The following is a 17,303-nucleotide window of genomic DNA, read 5'->3' as shown; positions in this document are numbered from 1 at the left end:
ATGACAGTCCGGCGCCTGATCGCCCGCTTCACCCAGCAGGAAGACCTCAACTTCCTCCTGACCAACCGTATCCCGCGGGCGGCGCTGACGCGCTTCATGGGCTGGTTCAGCAAGATCGAGAATCCTTTTGTGCGCGATGCCTCGATTGCATGCTGGCGATTGTTTTCCGATCTCGATTTGTCGGAAGCGAGGAGAACCGATTTCAAAAGCCTGCACGATTGCTTTACGCGCGAGCTGCGCCCGGGGCTGCGGCCGGTGGATCCTGATCCGCACCTGGTGGCCAGTCCTTCCGACGGCATCATCGGCGCGTTCGGCAGGATCGCCGATACCGAGCTGTTCCAGATCAAGGGTGCGCCCTATTCACTGCTGGATTTGCTCGGCGATCCCGCGCTGGTGGAGCAACACCGCAACGGCCGTTTCCTGACGCTGAGGCTGACGTCCAGCATGTATCACCGCTTTCACGCGCCGTATGATTGCCGGATCGAGAAGGTGACCTTCATCCATGGGGACGTTTGGAACGTCAATCCGATCGCGCTGAAACGGGTCGAGCGTCTGTTCTGCAAGAACGAGCGGGCGGTGCTGCAGGCACGCCTGCCGTCGGGCGAGGCACTGACGCTGGTGCCGGTCGCCGCCATTCTGGTCGCCAGCATCCGGCTGCATTTCCTCGATCGCACGCTCAATGCGCAGAGCAGGGGGCCGACGGTGTTTGCCTGCGATGCGAAGGCGCGCAAGGGCGACGAACTCGGCTGGTTCGAGCACGGCTCGACCATCATCGTGCTGGCGCCGGAGCATTTCGAGTTCTGCGACAACGTCGCGGAGGGTGAGCGCATCCGCGCCGGCGAACGACTGTTGCGAAAACCTTGAAGTCAATCTCGATTATCCCGCAATTGTTTCTATATGCTGCGGCGGCAGTAGCAACGCGGGAAGAGATGGATGGCGAGAGCGCCTGTGTTGGCGGCGGGAGGAATCGTATTGCGGCAGGCGGAGGAGTCGCCGCTGATCGCCGTGGTGCGCCTGCGCAAGCGTAACGAATGGGTCCTGCCGAAGGGCAAGCTCGACGACGGTGAAACGCCGCGCGCCGCTGCCGAACGCGAGGTGATGGAAGAAACCGGGCACGACGTTGCCGTGCACGAATTTCTGGGCACGTTGGCCTATGATGTCAGCGGCGGCGCCAAGGTGGTGCATTTTTGGCGCATGGAAGCGGGCGAGATGCCGGTGCGCAAACCGATGCGCGATGTGAAGGCGGTGGACTGGCTGCCGCTCGCTGAAGCCGTCGAACGGCTGTCGCGCGGCCATGAGCGCGCGTTTCTGGAAAATGTCGGGCCGATCGCGATGGCGGCGGCGCGTGGTGTGGAAGGCGTGGCATTGCCGAAAGCTGCGGAGCCTGTCGAAGTGCCCAAGGCCGCGCGCGTGGGCTTTATTCGAAACCTGCTTCGACTATTTCGCTAACTCGTGTCCCGGGCGCGATGCAGCGCCCTCCCGGCGATGCGAAGCATCGTCCGGTAGCGCTGCTTCGCAGAATCGGGATCCACAATCCCGCGGCAGACAATGGGCCCCGGCTCTGCGGTGCACCACTTCGCGGCGCACCGCGTCCGGGGCACGCAAGTAGGCTCCACTAGCGCAGCAATTCCTTCGGCGGCGGCTTGCCTCGTTGTGGCGCGGGCGCAGGGCGTCGCGGTGTGGGCAGCCCCGGCCGTTGCAGGGCCGGCGCACCCTGAACGCCGGGCGGGCGCTGCAGTCCGGGAACGCCGAACCGGTTCGGCAGCGGCCGTCCCTGCGGCGCGCCTGGCTGCGCAGGCACATAGGGTTGTTGCGGTTGACCGATGCGCGGCGGCAGGCCCAGCCGCGACGGTGTGCCCGGCTGCTGACCTTGACGATTCGGCACGCCCGGTTGCTGCTGACCCGGACGGTTCAACTGACCGGGTTGCTGCTGCTGTCCTTGATTCTGGCCTTGGCGGTTTGGCATGGTCGGCAGTGGCGGCTGACCGGGCTGCTCCGGCAGACCGTTCTGCCGCGGCTGTCCGGGGCGGTTCAACTGACCGGGCGGCTGTTGGCCGGGCCTAACCTGTCCGGGCAGACCATTCGGCCGCCGCTGGCCGGGCTGAACCTGCCGGATCGGACGGTTCGGATTGACGAAGCCGGGATTGGCGCGGCGGAATTCGCGCTGCTGGAACACGACCTGCCGGCCGAGCGACTGCGTCGAGTGAAGCTGACGCACAAAGCCCTGGTCGCGCAGCATCACCGCTTGCGGGATCACCAGCGGCACGGCAGCGAATCGCGCGCCATCCACACCGGGACGGATGGTGAAGCCGCTGGCGCCTTGAGTCAAAAAGCCGAGCCGCGCACCGGCGCGGTCGTTGACCTCAATGCGGCCGACCCGCCCGTCGGCGTCGGGATAGAGTTTGACCGCGACGTTTCGCGGATTATTGGCGGCGGCGCCCTCCGGCACCTCGACCAGGCCGGTGGTGCCGCGAATGCCGAGGGTGGCGGTCGGCGTCGTGATCTTCATGTCGCCGGTTTTTGCCACCGACGCGGCGATGAAGGCCGCGGTGCCCTTGGCGACATCGAAGATCGCAGCGTTGTTCTTGCCGCCGTCCTCATAGACATAATTGTCGATGGTGATCTTGGTATTGGCCTTGAGGTTGAAGGTGGTGTTGTCGATGAAGGTGATGCCGAGCGCCGCATTGGCGCCGGTCTGTACGATATCATTGAGATAGATGTCGTCCTTGATCTTGAGCGGCGTAGTCGTGTCGTTGCGGATCACGCTGGCATTGCCGGTGACCGTTGCGACGTTGCCGATCGGCTCCTCCGGTGCCTGCGCATCCGCGGCCGGCGCTGCCGCATCAGGCGCCGATGTCGCCGGCGCGGCGGGCTGCGAGGGTTCGGTCTGCGCCTGCGCCAGTTGCGTCAGTTCGGAAGCGGCCGCGAAAGCTTCCGCCGCACCGATCATCGTGCCGCAGGCCAGCAGCACAAGCGCGAAGCAAAGATGGCGCGGCATCGGAGATTTCCATAAACGGGGAAGGCAGCAGGCGGGGCCGCGATTTCAGCGCCGTCTGGCTGAATGCGGGATGAACATGGCCGGTTGTTGTCGCGGCCGCCGCAAACGATCAAGCGGTGTGGCGGTCGGCGGCACGTAACGGAAGACGGCCTTGCAGCCATCGCTGAGCTGCGTGCGCTTCGCGCTGCGAATTGTGCGCCGGAGTGACGCCTCGTTGGCGAAGAGAACTACGCGGGATCGGTTTCGGGATTTTTCCGTGGCGGCGGGAAAAGTGTTTCGTCGATCTGCGGCGTCATTCCGGGTCTGGTCCTTCGGACCATCCCGGGATGACCAGAGTGGGTTAACGATTGGTAGTCAGCTCACGCGCTTCCAGGTCTGGCCGCCGCAGAACATGCCGCCGAAAGCGCAGCCCTGCACGCGCAGCGTACCGGTGTCCTTCAGCGCGATCGTCGAGTCGTAATTCCGGCCGCTGTTCGGATCGTGAATCCGGCCGGTCCACTTGCTGCCCTGCGGCTTCATGTTGATCAGGATCCGTTCGCCGGTGTTGACGGAATAGCCGCACAGGTTGGCGCCGCATTGCTCGATGCGCACGTTGCCCTTGTTCTCTTCCGTCGCCCAGACGCCGATCGGCGAGTTCGGATCGGCAGCAGGCGTTGCGGGCGCAGCCGGTTGCGGTGCAGGCGCAGGCACGGCGGTGACCGGGGCGGGCGGAGGCGGCGCGGGCGGTGCGATTTCGCTTTGTGCAGGTGTTGCGGCTGCGACGGTCGTTTGAGCGGGCGCAGGCGTTGCCGCGGGAGCCGCAGGCGGCGGTGCCGCTGCCTGGACCGGTGCCGCCGGTTTGGCCGGCGCGGTCGCGACGACCTCCTCGTCGTCCTTGGTCTTCGAGCCGAGGCCCTTGAAGTCGATATTGCCAAGCGTGCCGTTATAGCCGGGCGCGGTGATCCTGATGCAGGAAATGGCGTTGCAGTTGCGCGGCGATTCAACACGAATGCGCTCGCCGTTGATTTGGAGCGTAATGCCGCCCGCATGCGCCGAGGTGGTGGCCATCAACAATGCGACGAGGATGTAGAGTTTGTTCATGAGAGCCTCCCGAGCGGCTTATGGGCGGTGGCGGTGAATGCGGGCGGACCCTACACGGGCGCGGGGATGCGCTCTGTGATGCAGGTCACGAAGCGCCGGGCAGCGCCGAAATGGCTCGGTGATTCAAATCACAGCCGGTCGAAGTTCCCCGCGACTAGTTTTCCGCAATCAGCCGCGGGAGGCTTTGATGAAGCGGTTTTGTTTTCTCGCCGTGCTGATGCTGCTTGGTTCTTCGGCGCATGCCAGAGGCTCGATTTCATTCAACATCGGCGGCCATCGGGTGCGCATTGAATCCTCCCTGCATTGCCGCTCGACGTCCTGTGCCTCGATGTCGGTCTCCAGAAGCCTCAACTGGCGCCACAAGCGCGACCGCTATGACGACGATCACGGCGCCGGCGTACCGGCGAAGGCTGCGCCACAGACCGTTTCGCCGCCGCCAGCGACCACGTCGCCGGTCGAAACTGCGCAGGCTGCGCTACAGGTTGAACGCGTCTCGCATCAGGCCGAGGAAGAGCCGTCGGATTCGCCGATCGGCGACTGGCAGACTGAAGGCAAGCGGGCGGTGCGGATCGGAAAATGCGGCGGCGCGCTGTGGGGCTATGTGCTCAATTCATCGAGCGAGAAGGGCGAGGCGATCCTGATCAACATGAAGCCGAAGACGGAACGGCAATGGACCGGCAGCGTCTACAGCCAGGACAGCGGCGAGACGTATTACGGCACGATGTCGATGAAGGGAATCAACACGCTTCGCGTCGAGGCTTGCGCGCTCGGCCGCTTCTACTGCACCGGCAACAATTGGAGCCGCATCACGCGCCGCGCCGACAGCTTGTAAATGTCGCGGCAGGTGATCGCCGAGCCCGGCTCGTAAACCGTTCACGAAAACGCCCGGTGACAACGCACCGGGCGAACAGGTCCATCCGGACGGGACGTCTAGAACACGCCGAGCACAATCGCCCCGACGAAAGCAAATGCGAGATACGCCGCGACAACGCTCAGCCTGCTAACCAGTGGACTTACGAAATCCATTGGAAGTGTCTCCCTGGGTTCACGTCGTGCCGGCAATAACACCAAAGCTAACCAAGCGTTCCCGGCCTAAAAAGTCAGCGTTGCTGTCCATCCGCCTGCTCTCCACAGGCGGCGGTCCCCGCCAACATGGTAAAAAATTCGTAAAATCAACATGTTGAAGAGTCTTTAAATAAATTAGTCGAACGTGCGCGGGATGACGCGCGGAGTTCGTTTGTATCTCGTCGGCTCCTTCGTCCTCGTCTCGCTAGTTGGTTGTGGCCGCGGATTTTTTCAGTCCGCCGAGCGCGAACCATGGCGTGCCGAGGCCGAAATCGCTTGCCTGAAGTCCGGCGCGGTCAAGGAGAGCCCGGAATTGGTCCGGATCGATCCGATCTCCGGTCCTGGCGTGTGCGGCGCGGAATATCCGCTGAAAGTGGCAGCGCTCGGCGATAACATCACCTCTTTCGGCTTTGCCGACGAAAGCCTCCGGCCGCCCGGCAATATCGGCAATCAGCCCCGCTGGCCGATCACGCGCGCGCCGGCGGCGGCTCCGCCCCAGGGGAACTATTCTGGAAACTATCCTGGGAGCCATTCGGGAAACTATACTGATCCGGCGCCGCGCCAGCCGAACCATGCCGCGCCGTCGAACGGCCCGATCTCGCTCTCCGCGCCGGGTGTTGCCCCGCAGGAGGACGACACCGATCTGCCGCCCGAAGGCGCGCCGACATCGCACGGCGGCGGTTATGCGGCGCCACCATCCCATCCGCGGCGCGACCGTTACACCGCGCCTTCTTCTACGCCGTATACGCAGCCATCCTCCTCGCCGTCACCGGCCGCGCCCCGGCTTGGTCCCGCGCAAGGCAATTCGGTCAGTGCCTTCGGGCAGGTTTCGATGAAGCCGGCGGCGACGCTGGCATGCCCGATCGTCTCCGCGCTCGACCGCTGGCTCGCCGATTCCGTGCAGCCGGCGGCGATGCGCTGGTTCGGCGTGCGCGTCGTCGAGATCAAGCAGATCTCCGCCTATTCCTGCCGCGGCATGAACGGCAATCCGCATGCGCATATTTCCGAGCACGCGTTTGGCAACGCGCTCGACATCGCAGCCTTCACGCTTGCCGACGGCAGGCGCATCACGGTCCGGGGCGGCTGGCGCGGCATGCCGGAAGAGCAGGGCTTTTTGCGTGACGTGCAGGCCGCCGCCTGCCAGCAGTTCAACACCGTGCTGGCGCCGGGCTCCAACGCCCACCACGAGGATCACATCCACGTCGACCTGATGCGCCGCGCCTCCGGCCGTACCATCTGCCAGCCTGCCGCGGTATCGGGCGAGCAGGTCGCCGCGCGCGCCGGGCAGCGCAACCCCTACGCATCACGCGACCCTTATTCGACGGGATCGCTTGGCGGCAAGAAGTCGGTGTCGCGCTGGTTCAGGGGCAACAGCAAGGTCAACGAGGAAGACGAGTTCGAGGATCATTAGCGTTGAGCAGAATTGCTCAACGCGTAGGATGGGTCGAGCGAAGCGCTACCTATCACTCCCGTTCATCAGGCGATGGGTTTCGCAAGGGGGCTCAACCCATCCTACGAGATATCCAGGCTCACTCTGCAATCTTCTCCAACAAATCCCGCACCAGACCCTTCAGCAGATCGAGCTTGTAGCCCGTCATCGGCAACGGCTTTGCCCCCGCAGCGGCTTGCTCCGCGGCGCTCGCGATGTTCGCTGCACTGGCGCTCTTTCCCTGCAACGCCGCTTCGGCGGCCGCAAGCCGTAGCGGCACCGGGGCGATGCCGCCGGCGGCGAGGCGGACGAACTGGAACGTTCCGTCTTTCACCACGGCGCGGGCGCAGACTTCGACCAGCGGCCATTCGGCATGGGTGCGGCTGATCGCGCGCTTGTAGTGCGCACGCTCGCCTTGCAGCGGAGAAGGAAGTTCGACGCTCTTGATCATCTCGCCCGGCTGCAGCGCGTTATCGGCAGCGCCGTTGCGGCCGTCGCCGAGCAGATCGCTGATCGTCAGCGAACTCCTCTGGTCGGTGATTACTTTCGCTTCGTAGGCGAGCAACGCCGCCGCCATTGTCGAGGGATGCGGCGCCACGCAGGGACCAAGGTCGAAAGCGACATGGTAGAGATGATTGCCCGATCGCGCGGGACAGTCCGGTCCGCCCTTCCTGAGACAGGCGATGTGCGGATTGCGAAAATACCAGCAGCGCGAACGTTGCGCGAGATTGCCGCCGAGGGTGGCGAGGTGACGGACCTGCGGCGTTGCCAAACCGTGCGCGGATGCGATCATGCCCGGATACGCCGCGGCGACGCGTGCATCGCCGGCAATGGCGGCAATGGTGGTGAAGGCGCCAACGCGCAAACTGCCATCGGAGCCCCAATGGATCCCGATCGTGTCGGACGTGGCTGATATATCGATCAGCGGCCCCTTCGAGACGCCGCTGCGCCGCCTCTCGCTGAGGTCGGTGCCGGCGGCGCGGAATTCGCCTGCTTGCGTGGCGATCATGGCTGATGCAGTCATGCGGCGGCCCTCCCTTTGAGCGCGGCGACGAGGCGGTCAGGACGGATCGGCAGTTCGGTCAGCCGTATGCCGGTTGCGTGGTGAATGGCATTAGCCACCGCGGGCGAGGTCGGCACGGTTGCGACCTCGCCGACGCCGACGCTGCCGCCGAGCACGTGATCGAATCCTCCCTGGTCGAAATGCACGTCGATAATGGGCGTGTCCGCGATACCGGGAATGCGGTAGTCGTCCATGCCGCCGCTGAGCACGTCGCCGGTGCGACAATCGACCTCGCGTGCTTCATAGAGCGCATAGCCGATGCCCTGTATGACGGCGCCGGCCGCCTGGCTTCGCGCCAGCGCCGGCGCCACGATCCTGCCGACCGCAATGCCGGTGTGAACGTTGACGACGCGCACGTGGCCGAGCCAGGTATCGACCTCGACTTCGACTATCTGCACCGAACTCGGCACACCAGCGCCGATCGCAAGGTTGGAGAAGCGCCGCATCATCCAGCCGAGGATCCAGCCCATGAAGCCGGCCTGCTTCAGCGGCGACTGGATGCCCGGCGCCATCTGCCTGGAATCTTCCGGCCGCACGCCTGATGCGGAGAGGTCGGGCGATACCGCGAGCATTTCGCGCCATGGCGCATTGGAGCCGGGGATCGGTTGCCGTTTGGCGCTTTGCTGGATCGCTGCCTTCAACTGCGTGATGGCGAGCAGCATCGGCGGGATCACCGACGCCGTGACGCGGCTGCCGCCCGAGCCCGGCCCTTCCGGCAGTTGTGAATCGCCGATCCGGACCTCGACCTCATGTGGCTCCAGCCCGAATTCGCGTGCGAGCGTATTGGCGATCACGGTGCGGGTGCCGGTGCCAATATCCTGCGTCGCCGTGCTCGCGATCAGTCGTCCGCCCTTCACAGCCACCTCGACCTTGGAGCCGGGCTGCCACAGATAAAGCCAGTAGCCGGTGGCGACGCCGACGCCGCGGCGATAGCGGCCGTTTTGTGCGGCGACCGGCTTCCGGTTGCGCCAGACGTCAAGGCTTGAGGCCCAATCGTAAAGCCGCTGGCGGTTGGGATCGGGATCCCAGCGTTTGCGCAGCGCGACGGGATCCACGTTCATGCGCAGCGCCGCTTCGTCGATCGCCTGTTCCAGCGCAAACGCCATCGGCGGCCCGCCGGGACCGCGAAACGGAGCCCCGGCCGGCAAATTGCTGATGACGTCGAAATCGGCGAGCTCTTTTGCCTCCGCCGGATAGATCAGGCGCGCCAGCGCGGCGATGGTCGAATTGGTCGCGGCTCCCGTGTCGGCGTGGGCGGTCAGCGACAGCGCTTTCAGTTCGCCTTGCCCTGACGGCAGCAGCGCGATCTTCATTTCCGTCGCCGGCCGATAGCCGGTGACCGATAGCTCCTCGTGCCTGTCGTAGGCGACGCGCACCGGTGCCCTGGCTTCGCGCGCCAGTTCGATCGCAGTGGTCGTTTCTACGCCAAGCGCCGCCTTCGAACCAAAACCGCCGCCGACATGATCGGCGATCACGCGCACCTTGTCGCGGTCGAGCTTGTAGCTCTTGGCGATCAACTCCATCAGATGAAACACGGCTTGCGTCGAGACATGCACGGTGAGCCGGTCGCCGTCGAAACGCGCCACCGCCGCATGCGGCTCGAGACAGGCATGCTGTTGCGTACCGGTGCGGAAGGTGCCCTCCACCAGCAGCGGATTGTTCGCCGCGCGCGCGCCGTCGATCCAGCTCCGCACCTTCTTCGGCTTCTTGGAAAATGCCGCCGAGGGGCCGCGGATGTTGCCTTTCCAAGAAGCCGGGGAGCCGCCTCCTTCGGAGACGTTGCCGGCCTTCTTGCGTGCGGATTTTTCGAACACGACGGGCGCGTCGGCCTTGCGTGCCTCCTCGAGCCCGATCACCGATGGCAGGCGTTCGCTATTGACCTTGATGGCCGCGATGGCGAGCAGCGCGGTCTTGCGGTCCTTCGCCGCGACGGCGGCGATGGGTTCGCCGACATAACGGACAATGTGATCCTCGCCGAGCAGCGGGATCACCGCGCTGACACCGGGCATCGCGCGCGCGGCGGCGAGATCGAGCTCTCCGATGCGCGCATGCGCGAACGGCGAGCGCAGGATCACGCCTTCGAGCTGGCCATCATGATTGATATCGACGGTATACTTCGCCGATCCCGTCACCTTATCGCGTGCCTCCATGCGCGGTGGCAAAACATCGTTGCCGTCGAAGCGGCCGGCGCAGGCGTCCGCCACGGCGCGGAAGATGCCGTCGTAAGCGCCGCAGCGGCAGAGATGGCCTGACAGCGCCGCGCCGATTTCCTCGCGCGTCGGCGCCGCCGTGCCCTTGGCCGCGCGCCAGGAATCGTGAAACGCCGCAGCCGCGACGATGAAACCCGGCGTGCAGAAGCCGCATTGCAGGGCGTCGTGCGCCATGAAGGCCTTCTGCACCGGGTGAAGTTTTGCCGCGCCGATGCCTTCGACCGTGGTTACATTCCTGTCTGCGGCGGCGCGCACCGGCATCAGGCAGCTCACGGCGGGCTCGCCATCGATCAGCACCGTGCAGGCGCCGCAGACGCCGGCCCCGCAGACGAGCTTGGTGCCGGTAAGGTCGAGCGCGTCGCGCACGACGTCGACCAGCAGCGCATCGGGATCGTCGGGGAGGGGAGCAAGCTTGCCATTGATCGTCATGGTGCTCATCTGCGATCTCCAGGTTTCTGGGCGGATTTCTTGTCAGGTTTCTTGGCTGGCTTTGGTTTGGCCGCTCGCGGCTGTTTCGCCGGGCCGACGGCACCGGCGATCAGCGTGCGCAGCATGATTTCCAGATCCTTCAGGAACGCATCGGCCGGCTGCATTGCGGGGTAGACGGATTTGGTGCCGTTGACCGCCATCTCGACGCATCGCGCAAGGCTGCGCGGCGTCATGCCGGCGTTGAGAACGAGGCCCTGCTTGCGGCAAACGCGCGTGATCGTCGCGGCGAGCTGATCCGCATAGGCGGCGGCATATTTCTGGTAGAGGTCGCGCGCCTGCAGGAGATGTTCGGAGAACAGCTCCTCGACATGCGGCGAGCCGTCGAGCGAAGCGGCCAACTGCCTGAGCTTGGCGGAGACCGATGCGACGAGAACATCGGCGAGGCTGCCGCCTTGCTTCTCGGCAGTGCCGGCGGCGGCGATTTCGGCGGCGAGCGCCTCCTCATGCAGCCGTTCAATGACGGCGCGAAACAGGGCTTCCTTGGATTTGAAATGATGGTAGAGCGCCTGCCGCGTCAGCCCGGCGGCCTCCGCCGCCTGTTCGATCGACGAGCGCCGAAAGCCGTGCCGGCGGAACACCAGCATCGCGGCATCGAGAATGCGGGTACGGGCGCTCATTTGACGATTTTGACAAAAAGAGACGAAATGTCAAGGCGAGGCGGGCGGCCGCCGGTGCGGCTCGCGACCGCTAGCCGTTGCGGGGCGTCGGGCAGCCATAAGGCGCGTTCTCGCCCGGCGGTGCAATGTTCGTCGCGAAATATCGCCCCATCGATGGCGCGTTAAGCAGCGCATCGACCTTGTCTTTTGGCAGATCGCAATATTGAAAGTAGACCGCATGGCGCTGGACGAGCATACGCCGGTCCGCGGCGTCATAACATACCCGGCTGATGACGCTGCTGCGGGTGATGTCCTGACAATTGAAGGGGGTGAGGTCGACCCGTCCGCGATCTTTCACGTCAACGGTATCGGCCTGTTCCCAAGGCGCGGTGAAAAGCAGCGCAAGGATGAAAGCGAGACGGGTCATTTTGCATCAAGCGTGCGGGATCATAAGTGGGGTTTGTTCTTCATGGCGTCCGCTTCCCGGCAGATCGGCCTGATCGAACCAGTCCGAGAAGCAATTCATATTGCGCCGCAGAGGTGTCGCTGAACGCCTCCTGCCGGTTGCTTGGTAGGTCGTCATACCCGATTGGGCTGTCGAACTGGCTCATCGTGAAATCGACACGCCGCCCATCGATCTCATTGTAGAAATGCCAGGCGCCGTTGACGTTCGTCGTCAGTATCGCGCCTCCGAGTTCGTCCTGGACCACCAGGGCCGTTACCGAGCATTGCCCCGCCGCGGGATTGTCGGACCGCCACTGGCTGCTGGTCTCCGCCGACCAGGCATTGCTCAGTTTGTGATAGAGACCGATCAGGGATGGGCAGGCGGTCGTCATCAAATACCCCATGCGTGCGATGATGGTGCTCCCGCCGTTCTAGCAGGTGGCCCGCCGCCGCTCTACGGCGCGGGGGTGACCGGTCGCAGGTTACACAAACGTGATCCCGATCACGTCGCCCTTTCTCCAGGCAATCTTGCACGCCCGGCCGGGCGATGTGCGTCGAACTTCAATTGAAACTGCGGCCTGACGAATTGCGGGTCCGGGTAGTCGTTGCAGATAGGAAAAATTTGACATGAACTCGCGCGGCTATCGTGATCTCGGCTACGCATAGGCGCGCGAACGGGACCGTTGTATCAAGGGGGTTTTCGCTTTCGACCCTAGCGCATATGGTTGCGTCCAAGCGGGCTGCATCCGAAATCCCGCGCCGGAGAGCCACGTCATGAAAATCAGGAGCGTTCGGGCCCACGTCCTCGAGGCGAAGCTCTCGCAGCCCTTTGCCTACTCCCGCGCCTGGTACGATACGCGTACGGCCATGTTGGTCGAGGTCGAGACCGAGGACGGCCTGACCGGCTGGGGCGAGTGCTATGGTCCGGCGCGGATCACCGCAGCCGCGGTCTCGAGCGTGGCGCCCCTGCTGGTCGGCGAGGACCCGCTGCGGACGGATTTCCTGTGGCAGAAAGTCTATTCCGCGCTGCGCGATCACGGTCAGAAAGGCGTCGTCATCGAAGCCCTGAGTGGCATTGACATCGCGCTCTGGGACATCAAAGGAAAACGTTTCGGCGTTCCCGTCCACCAATTGCTCGGCGGTGCGAGCCGGAGCCAGGTACAGGCCTATGCGACGGGACTCTACCGGCGCAAATCGGGCGATCCGCTGCGCTATCTGCCGGATGAGGCGGCAGGCTACGTCGCGGACGGATTCAAGGCGGTGAAGCTGAAGGTCGGCTTCGGCGTCGAAGAAGATGCCGCGGTGACGCGCGCCGTGCGGGAGGCGATCGGGCCTGGCATTGCGCTGATGGTCGATGCCAACCACGCCTACGATGCGACGGCTGCGATCCGTCTCGGCAGGATGATCGAGTGCTACGATATCGGATGGTTCGAGGAGCCCGTCCCGCCGGAGGACCTCGCGGGATACCGCGAGGTGAAATCGGCGATTTCGATTCCAGTGGCGGGCGGCGAATGCGAATTCACGCGGTTCGGCTTCCGCGATGTGCTGGTTTCACGCGCGATGGACATCATCCAGCCCGATACCTGCGCGGCAGGCGGTCTTTCCGAGTGCAAGAAAATCGCCGACATGGCTGAGGCGTTCGGCGTCAGGTACAACCCGCATGTCTGGGGAACGGGAATTGCGATCGCCGCATCGTTGCAGCTCCTTGCCGTTGTGCCTTCCCACACCCCGCGCTCGCTGTCGCCGCTCGAGCCGATCCTGGAGTTCGACCGGACCGAGCATCCGATCCGCCAGGCGATCCTGACCCGGCCGATCGAACACACAGACGGCCTCGTGGCGGTGTCCGAAGAGCCCGGGCTTGGCATCGAAATCGACCGCGACGCGTTAAAGCGGCTTGCTGTGAGGTGAGGGCATTCGTTCGCCGTTTTGATAGCCGACGCAACGCGCGGAAAACCCCGGCATCTGATGCGTCGCTAACGAACGCGTCAGCCGGGGTGCAGGAACAGTGCGAGCAAGAGAATGATCGACAGTGGAACGCCGGTCATCCAAAAAAGTGCGGTCTTTACGGACATCATCCCTGCCTCCGAGCGGGGATAACTATCCGGCGGAACTTTGGTTCCTACGCCACGGCCTTTTTGTTGACGCCCTTGCGAAGCGCGACCGTGTTGAGCTTGGTGTTGGCTGCCTTCTCTTCGTTAAGGTTGGTCGTAAGGAAGCGAACGACGTCGTCATGGCCGAGCTCTTCGGCCCATGCGATCAGTGTGCCGTACCGCGCGATCTCGTAGTGCTCGACCGCTTGTGCGCCCGCCACGATGGCGGCGTCGAGCACGGCATTGTCGTCGATTTCTGCCGTGATCGTATCGGCTTCCTTGATCAGCCCGTCGATCGCCGGACAATCAGCCGCCTTCGGTTGCTTGCCGAGCTTTTGGAACACCTTTTCAAGCCGTTCGATCTGGGTGTTGGTTTCTTCAAGATGCGATTTGAGGCCGGCCGACAGGTCACGGTTGGTGGCTTTCTCGATCATCTTCGGCAAGGCCTTGGTGATCTGGCGTTCGGCGTAATAGATATCCTCCAGGCCATGCAAGAACATGTCCTCCATGGTTTTGATGTCTTTTGTGAAAAGTCCCATTTGAACCTCCTTGGGTTGATGGGATTCCTGACGCGGGACAGCATCATTTTGTTCCTGACCCCTTGGGGGTTCCCTGCGAACTGCTGCCGCACCACGGCATGATGGGCGATGGCTCGCTTGTTGTTTCATGCGATGGCGACAATAACGGCGCATCAGCGTACTCGCGCAAAAGTCGTGTATCGCCAATTCATCGCAACTGTCGTGTTGTTCGCTTCGACCAATACTAATTCTAAATTCCGTTCGATCGGTACGATCCAGGCGGCTTGGAGAAATACTAATTCTAAACCGGCGATTGACGCGCCGGTTCATCGTTCGCGCACTTCATCATAGTGGTCACGCTTGTTACTGGTCCCGCGCGAAGCGATGAGGACTGGAAATGACTGCATGCTTGAAGACCGCGGCATGGCTCGGCGCCGCGCTGCCGATGCTCGCCGCGATGATCGATGTGACGCCGGCGGAAGCACAATCGTCCGCGCGGGAATTGCCGGCCGTCGTCGTCGACCAGCCCTCACGCGCGCCGGCTGCGCGGCCGCGTCCCGCGCCGAGGCGACAGGCTGCGTCGGCCGCGAGCCGTCGCACGACCCAGCGCGGACAGACCGCGCCTGATGCTGCCGCGGCCGCAGGCGCGCGCGCTGAAACCGCGACCGGGCCGGTGCGCGGTTATCTCGCGGGCCAGAGCGGCACCGGCACCAAGACCGATACGCCGCTGCGCGAAACACCGCAATCGATCACGATCGTCACCGCCGACCGCGTCACCGACCAGGGCGCCGTCACCGTGCAGGAATCGCTGCGCTACGTGCCCGGCGTGTTCGCCGACGCCTATGGCCCCGATTCGCGCGGCGACTATCCGCGCGTTCGTGGCCAGGATCCGAACATCTTTCTCGACGGCACCCGCGTGGTGAATACCTTCCAGTTTAACGAATGGCGGCCGGATCCTTTTACGCTTGAGCGCATCGAGGTGCTGCGCGGTCCGTCTTCGGTGCTCTATGGCGACACTTCGACGGCAGGCCTGTTGAACCTGATCTCGAAGCGTCCGCAGGCGGAGGCATTCAACGAGATCGGCGTGCAATACGGTAGCTTCAACCGCAACCAGGTGCAGATCGACTCGACCGGCAAGCTGACCAAGGACGGCGAGTGGCTGTATCGATTCATCGGCGTGTTTCGCGACAGCAATTCGCAAACCGATTTCGTCAAGGACGATCGCATCGCACTGGCGCCGTCGCTAACCTGGCGGCCGACCAACAACACCAACTGGACCGTGCTCGGCACCTATCAGAAGGACAAGACCGGTTCGTCCACGGCGTTCCTGCCGCATGAGGGCACGCTATATCCTGGGCCCAATGGCCTGATTCCGGTGCGGCGTTTCGCCAGCGATCCGAACTTCGATCGCTACCAGACCGAAACCGGCGCGGTCTCCAGCCTGTTCGAGCACAGTTTTGGCGAAGGCTTGAAGATCCGGCAGAACATGCGTTACACCCATGTCGAGGGCATCTACCGGACGGTCTATCCGGACAATTACTCGAACCCAGCCGATCCGTTTCTCGATCCCGCGCACCGCACTGTGGCGCGCTGGGTCTCGGGCCGGCAGACGATCAAGGACAGCTTCACCTCCGACGCCAATGCTGAGCTGAAATTCGCAACCGGCGCGATCACGCACAAGGCGCTGTTCGGCGTCGATTATCGCGGCCTCGGTGAGCGCGCGTCGTCAGGGATCTACCTTGATCCGACGCCATTTGACGTTTATGCGCCGGTCTATAATCCAGTCGTTCCGCCGACGCTGGCGCCTGAACCGGACGTGCGGCAAAACCAGCTCGGGCTCTATGCACAGGACCAGATGCGGCTCGGTCCGTGGCTCGCGGTTCTCGGTATCCGTCAGGACTACGTCACCAACAATGTACAGGGATCGCCGACTGAAGAAACCAAAGCGACCACCGGCCGCGCCGGATTGATGTACGAACTGCCGTTCGGGCTGACGCCTTACGTCGCCTATGCGCAATCGTTCACGCCGATCTTCGGCTCCGGCGTCTGTGTCGGCGGTACCTGCAAGGCGCAGCAGGGCGAAATAGTGGAGCTGGGATTCAAATACAATCCAATGCCCGGCACGGCGATCAACGGTGCGATCTTCGACACCACTGAGAAGAACCGCCTTGCATCCGATCCCGGCGGTTCTCAGTTTTCAGTCCAGACCGGACAGGTGCGGATTCGCGGCGCCGAGTTCGAGGTGATCAGCCGCGTGACGCCGGACCTCGATCTGATCGGCGCCTATTCTTACCTCAACGCCACCGTGGAAAGCGGCGACAATGCCGGCAAGCGTGTCGAAACCGTGCCCGAACATCAGGCTTCGCTGTGGGCGAAGTACCGTCTCACTGCGCTCGGGCTAAACGGCGTCACCGTCGGTGGCGGCGTGCGTTATATCGGCGAGTCCTGGGACGGCACCGACACTATCCGCACGCCTGATTACACGCTGTTCGACGCCATGATCCGCTATGAAACCGGCCCATGGCGCTTCCAGGTTAACGCCAGCAACCTGGCCGACAAGCGCCATGTTACCACCTGCCTCGCGCGCGGCGACTGCTTCTTCGGCATCGGCCGCACCGTGCTGGGGAGCGCGACGTACAGGTTCTAGTGCGTGATCGGGAAAGGTGGAGGAGCGGACCTACTTCGGCTTCGCCCGATACGTCGCCAAAAATATCCGTGTCGCGCTGTCAACCACGCGCGCGATGCGCTCGGCCGGCGGCGCCGGCTCTGCCTGAAACACGAACGGCAGAAACAGCGTCGCCTGGCACATCTGCATGAATTGAGCTGCAGCAAGCTGGCAATCGTCGATCGCCAGATCGTTCGGCCGGACATGCGCCTGCAGATACTCGGTGAGGCGGTTGATCGCCTTTGCCAGCACGTTCTCGTAGAACTGGCGTCCGACCTCTGGCATCCGCTCGGCGATGGCCATTACCGTGCGGATCGACGATCCGCCGCCCGGGCGGCAGATCGAACCGATATAGGTTCGGCCGAATTCGCGCAGCGTGGTTTCGACATCGCGTTTGGGGTCGAGATTGTATGCGATCTTGCCCTTTTCGAGCGCTTCGTCCTCGACAATGGCTTCGAACAGCCGGCTCTTGTCGGCAAAGTAGACGTAGAGCGTGCCCTTGGAAACGCCGGACGACCGCGCGATCTCGTTCATGCTGGCCCCATCAAAGCCCAGGTCCATGAACACCTTTCGTGCGCCATCCAAAATCTGGCGGCGCTTCGAACTATCCTCCTCGCCTAAGGGATGTATCGTGTTTGCTGTGGGTGCAACCATTG

The 17,303-nt window shown here is 63.8% G+C and carries 15 protein-coding genes; 6 read left to right on the top strand and 9 right to left on the bottom strand.

Annotation, left to right across the window (positions count from 1 at the left end; translation table 11 throughout):
* Together asd and HCN58_RS21015 are read left to right on the top strand one after the other, a co-directional pair.
* Complete coding sequence (gene asd, locus HCN58_RS21020) at positions 1 to 864, top strand: archaetidylserine decarboxylase (RefSeq protein ID WP_171581826.1); 864 nt, start codon at positions 1 to 3, stop codon at positions 862 to 864.
* 69 nt (positions 865 to 933) lie between these two features.
* Positions 934 to 1,449 (top strand): NUDIX hydrolase, encoded by a 516-nt coding sequence (locus HCN58_RS21015; protein ID WP_171581309.1) that lies wholly within the window; start codon positions 934 to 936, stop codon positions 1,447 to 1,449.
* Positions 1,450 to 1,615: 166 nt separating this feature from the next.
* Here the strand turns inward: HCN58_RS21015 and HCN58_RS21010 are convergent, their stop codons facing one another.
* A complete protein-coding gene (locus HCN58_RS21010; protein ID WP_171581308.1) occupies positions 1,616 to 2,998 on the bottom strand; it encodes a FecR family protein in 1,383 nt (460 codons plus the stop codon).
* Positions 2,999 to 3,352: 354 nt separating this feature from the next.
* On the bottom strand, positions 3,353 to 4,078 hold the full coding sequence (locus HCN58_RS21005; RefSeq protein ID WP_171581307.1) for a DUF2147 domain-containing protein: 726 nt from the start codon (positions 4,076 to 4,078) through the stop codon (positions 3,353 to 3,355).
* A gap of 187 nt (positions 4,079 to 4,265) precedes the next feature.
* On the opposite strand from HCN58_RS21005, the gene HCN58_RS21000 reads away from it, so the two are divergent.
* Both HCN58_RS21000 and HCN58_RS20995 read left to right on the top strand, forming a co-directional pair.
* Complete coding sequence (locus HCN58_RS21000) at positions 4,266 to 4,910, top strand: DUF2147 domain-containing protein (RefSeq protein ID WP_171581306.1); 645 nt, start codon at positions 4,266 to 4,268, stop codon at positions 4,908 to 4,910.
* Positions 4,911 to 5,297: 387 nt separating this feature from the next.
* The gene (locus HCN58_RS20995; RefSeq protein WP_171581305.1) at positions 5,298 to 6,554 is read left to right on the top strand and encodes an extensin-like domain-containing protein; all 1,257 of its coding nucleotides are present in this window, start codon (positions 5,298 to 5,300) and stop codon (positions 6,552 to 6,554) included.
* A 118-nt stretch (positions 6,555 to 6,672) separates the two neighbouring features.
* On the opposite strand, the gene HCN58_RS20990 is transcribed toward HCN58_RS20995, so the two are convergent.
* The 5 genes from HCN58_RS20990 to HCN58_RS20970 all read right to left on the bottom strand — a co-directional run bounded on the left by HCN58_RS20990 (position 6,673) and on the right by HCN58_RS20970 (position 11,766).
* Positions 6,673 to 7,596 (bottom strand): FAD binding domain-containing protein, encoded by a 924-nt coding sequence (locus tag HCN58_RS20990; protein ID WP_171581304.1) that lies wholly within the window; start codon positions 7,594 to 7,596, stop codon positions 6,673 to 6,675.
* Positions 7,593 to 10,283: a molybdopterin-dependent oxidoreductase gene (locus HCN58_RS20985; protein ID WP_171581303.1), complete on the bottom strand. Its 2,691-nt coding sequence runs from the start codon at positions 10,281 to 10,283 to the stop codon at positions 7,593 to 7,595. Before HCN58_RS20985 ends, HCN58_RS20990 begins: the two co-directional genes overlap by 4 nt.
* Positions 10,280 to 10,951 (bottom strand): TetR/AcrR family transcriptional regulator, encoded by a 672-nt coding sequence (locus tag HCN58_RS20980; protein ID WP_171581302.1) that lies wholly within the window; start codon positions 10,949 to 10,951, stop codon positions 10,280 to 10,282. The genes HCN58_RS20985 and HCN58_RS20980 overlap by 4 nt, the downstream gene beginning before the upstream one ends.
* A gap of 70 nt (positions 10,952 to 11,021) precedes the next feature.
* A complete protein-coding gene (locus HCN58_RS20975) occupies positions 11,022 to 11,357 on the bottom strand; it encodes a KTSC domain-containing protein (protein WP_171581301.1) in 336 nt (111 codons plus the stop codon).
* Between the two features lie 40 nt (positions 11,358 to 11,397).
* A complete protein-coding gene (locus tag HCN58_RS20970; RefSeq protein WP_171581300.1) occupies positions 11,398 to 11,766 on the bottom strand; it encodes a YunG family protein in 369 nt (122 codons plus the stop codon).
* Positions 11,767 to 12,148: 382 nt separating this feature from the next.
* Here HCN58_RS20970 and HCN58_RS20965 point away from each other — a divergent pair, with 382 nt between their 5' ends.
* Positions 12,149 to 13,282 (top strand): mandelate racemase/muconate lactonizing enzyme family protein, encoded by a 1,134-nt coding sequence (locus HCN58_RS20965; RefSeq protein ID WP_171581299.1) that lies wholly within the window; start codon positions 12,149 to 12,151, stop codon positions 13,280 to 13,282.
* A gap of 211 nt (positions 13,283 to 13,493) precedes the next feature.
* Here HCN58_RS20965 and HCN58_RS20960 read toward each other — a convergent pair whose 3' ends face one another.
* Positions 13,494 to 14,003 carry a YciE/YciF ferroxidase family protein gene (locus HCN58_RS20960; protein WP_171581298.1) on the bottom strand — a complete coding sequence of 170 codons (510 nt, stop codon included), beginning with the start codon at positions 14,001 to 14,003 and terminating at the stop codon, positions 13,494 to 13,496.
* Positions 14,004 to 14,379: 376 nt separating this feature from the next.
* On the opposite strand from HCN58_RS20960, the gene HCN58_RS20955 reads away from it, so the two are divergent.
* The gene (locus tag HCN58_RS20955; protein ID WP_171581297.1) at positions 14,380 to 16,629 is read left to right on the top strand and encodes a TonB-dependent siderophore receptor; all 2,250 of its coding nucleotides are present in this window, start codon (positions 14,380 to 14,382) and stop codon (positions 16,627 to 16,629) included.
* 30 nt (positions 16,630 to 16,659) lie between these two features.
* On the opposite strand, the gene HCN58_RS20950 is transcribed toward HCN58_RS20955, so the two are convergent.
* Positions 16,660 to 17,301 carry a TetR/AcrR family transcriptional regulator gene (locus HCN58_RS20950; RefSeq protein ID WP_171581296.1) on the bottom strand — a complete coding sequence of 214 codons (642 nt, stop codon included), beginning with the start codon at positions 17,299 to 17,301 and terminating at the stop codon, positions 16,660 to 16,662.
* Between the last annotated feature and the right edge of the window lie 2 nt (positions 17,302 to 17,303).

It is taken from the genome of Bradyrhizobium australiense, from assembly GCF_013114825.1.
Classification (GTDB): domain Bacteria; phylum Pseudomonadota; class Alphaproteobacteria; order Rhizobiales; family Xanthobacteraceae; genus Bradyrhizobium; species Bradyrhizobium australiense.
The sequence above is the reverse complement of the archived record's forward strand: the minus strand, read 5'-3'. Positions and strand labels throughout refer to the sequence as shown.

Excerpts from the sequence above, each read along its gene's own strand:
- asd (WP_171581826.1), top strand. The coding sequence starts at position 1 with ATGACAGTCCGGCGCCTGATCGCCCGCTTCACCCAGCAGGAAGACCTC.
- HCN58_RS21015 (WP_171581309.1), top strand. The coding sequence starts at position 934 with ATGGCGAGAGCGCCTGTGTTGGCGGCGGGAGGAATCGTATTGCGGCAG.
- HCN58_RS21010 (WP_171581308.1), bottom strand. The coding sequence starts at position 2,998 with ATGCCGCGCCATCTTTGCTTCGCGCTTGTGCTGCTGGCCTGCGGCACG.
- HCN58_RS21005 (WP_171581307.1), bottom strand. The coding sequence starts at position 4,078 with ATGAACAAACTCTACATCCTCGTCGCATTGTTGATGGCCACCACCTCG.
- HCN58_RS21000 (WP_171581306.1), top strand. The coding sequence starts at position 4,266 with ATGAAGCGGTTTTGTTTTCTCGCCGTGCTGATGCTGCTTGGTTCTTCG.
- HCN58_RS20995 (WP_171581305.1), top strand. The coding sequence starts at position 5,298 with ATGACGCGCGGAGTTCGTTTGTATCTCGTCGGCTCCTTCGTCCTCGTC.
- HCN58_RS20990 (WP_171581304.1), bottom strand. The coding sequence starts at position 7,596 with ATGACTGCATCAGCCATGATCGCCACGCAAGCAGGCGAATTCCGCGCC.
- HCN58_RS20985 (WP_171581303.1), bottom strand. The coding sequence starts at position 10,283 with ATGAGCACCATGACGATCAATGGCAAGCTTGCTCCCCTCCCCGACGAT.
- HCN58_RS20980 (WP_171581302.1), bottom strand. The coding sequence starts at position 10,951 with ATGAGCGCCCGTACCCGCATTCTCGATGCCGCGATGCTGGTGTTCCGC.
- HCN58_RS20975 (WP_171581301.1), bottom strand. The coding sequence starts at position 11,357 with ATGACCCGTCTCGCTTTCATCCTTGCGCTGCTTTTCACCGCGCCTTGG.
- HCN58_RS20970 (WP_171581300.1), bottom strand. The coding sequence starts at position 11,766 with ATGACGACCGCCTGCCCATCCCTGATCGGTCTCTATCACAAACTGAGC.
- HCN58_RS20965 (WP_171581299.1), top strand. The coding sequence starts at position 12,149 with ATGAAAATCAGGAGCGTTCGGGCCCACGTCCTCGAGGCGAAGCTCTCG.
- HCN58_RS20960 (WP_171581298.1), bottom strand. The coding sequence starts at position 14,003 with ATGGGACTTTTCACAAAAGACATCAAAACCATGGAGGACATGTTCTTG.
- HCN58_RS20955 (WP_171581297.1), top strand. The coding sequence starts at position 14,380 with ATGACTGCATGCTTGAAGACCGCGGCATGGCTCGGCGCCGCGCTGCCG.
- HCN58_RS20950 (WP_171581296.1), bottom strand. The coding sequence starts at position 17,301 with ATGGTTGCACCCACAGCAAACACGATACATCCCTTAGGCGAGGAGGAT.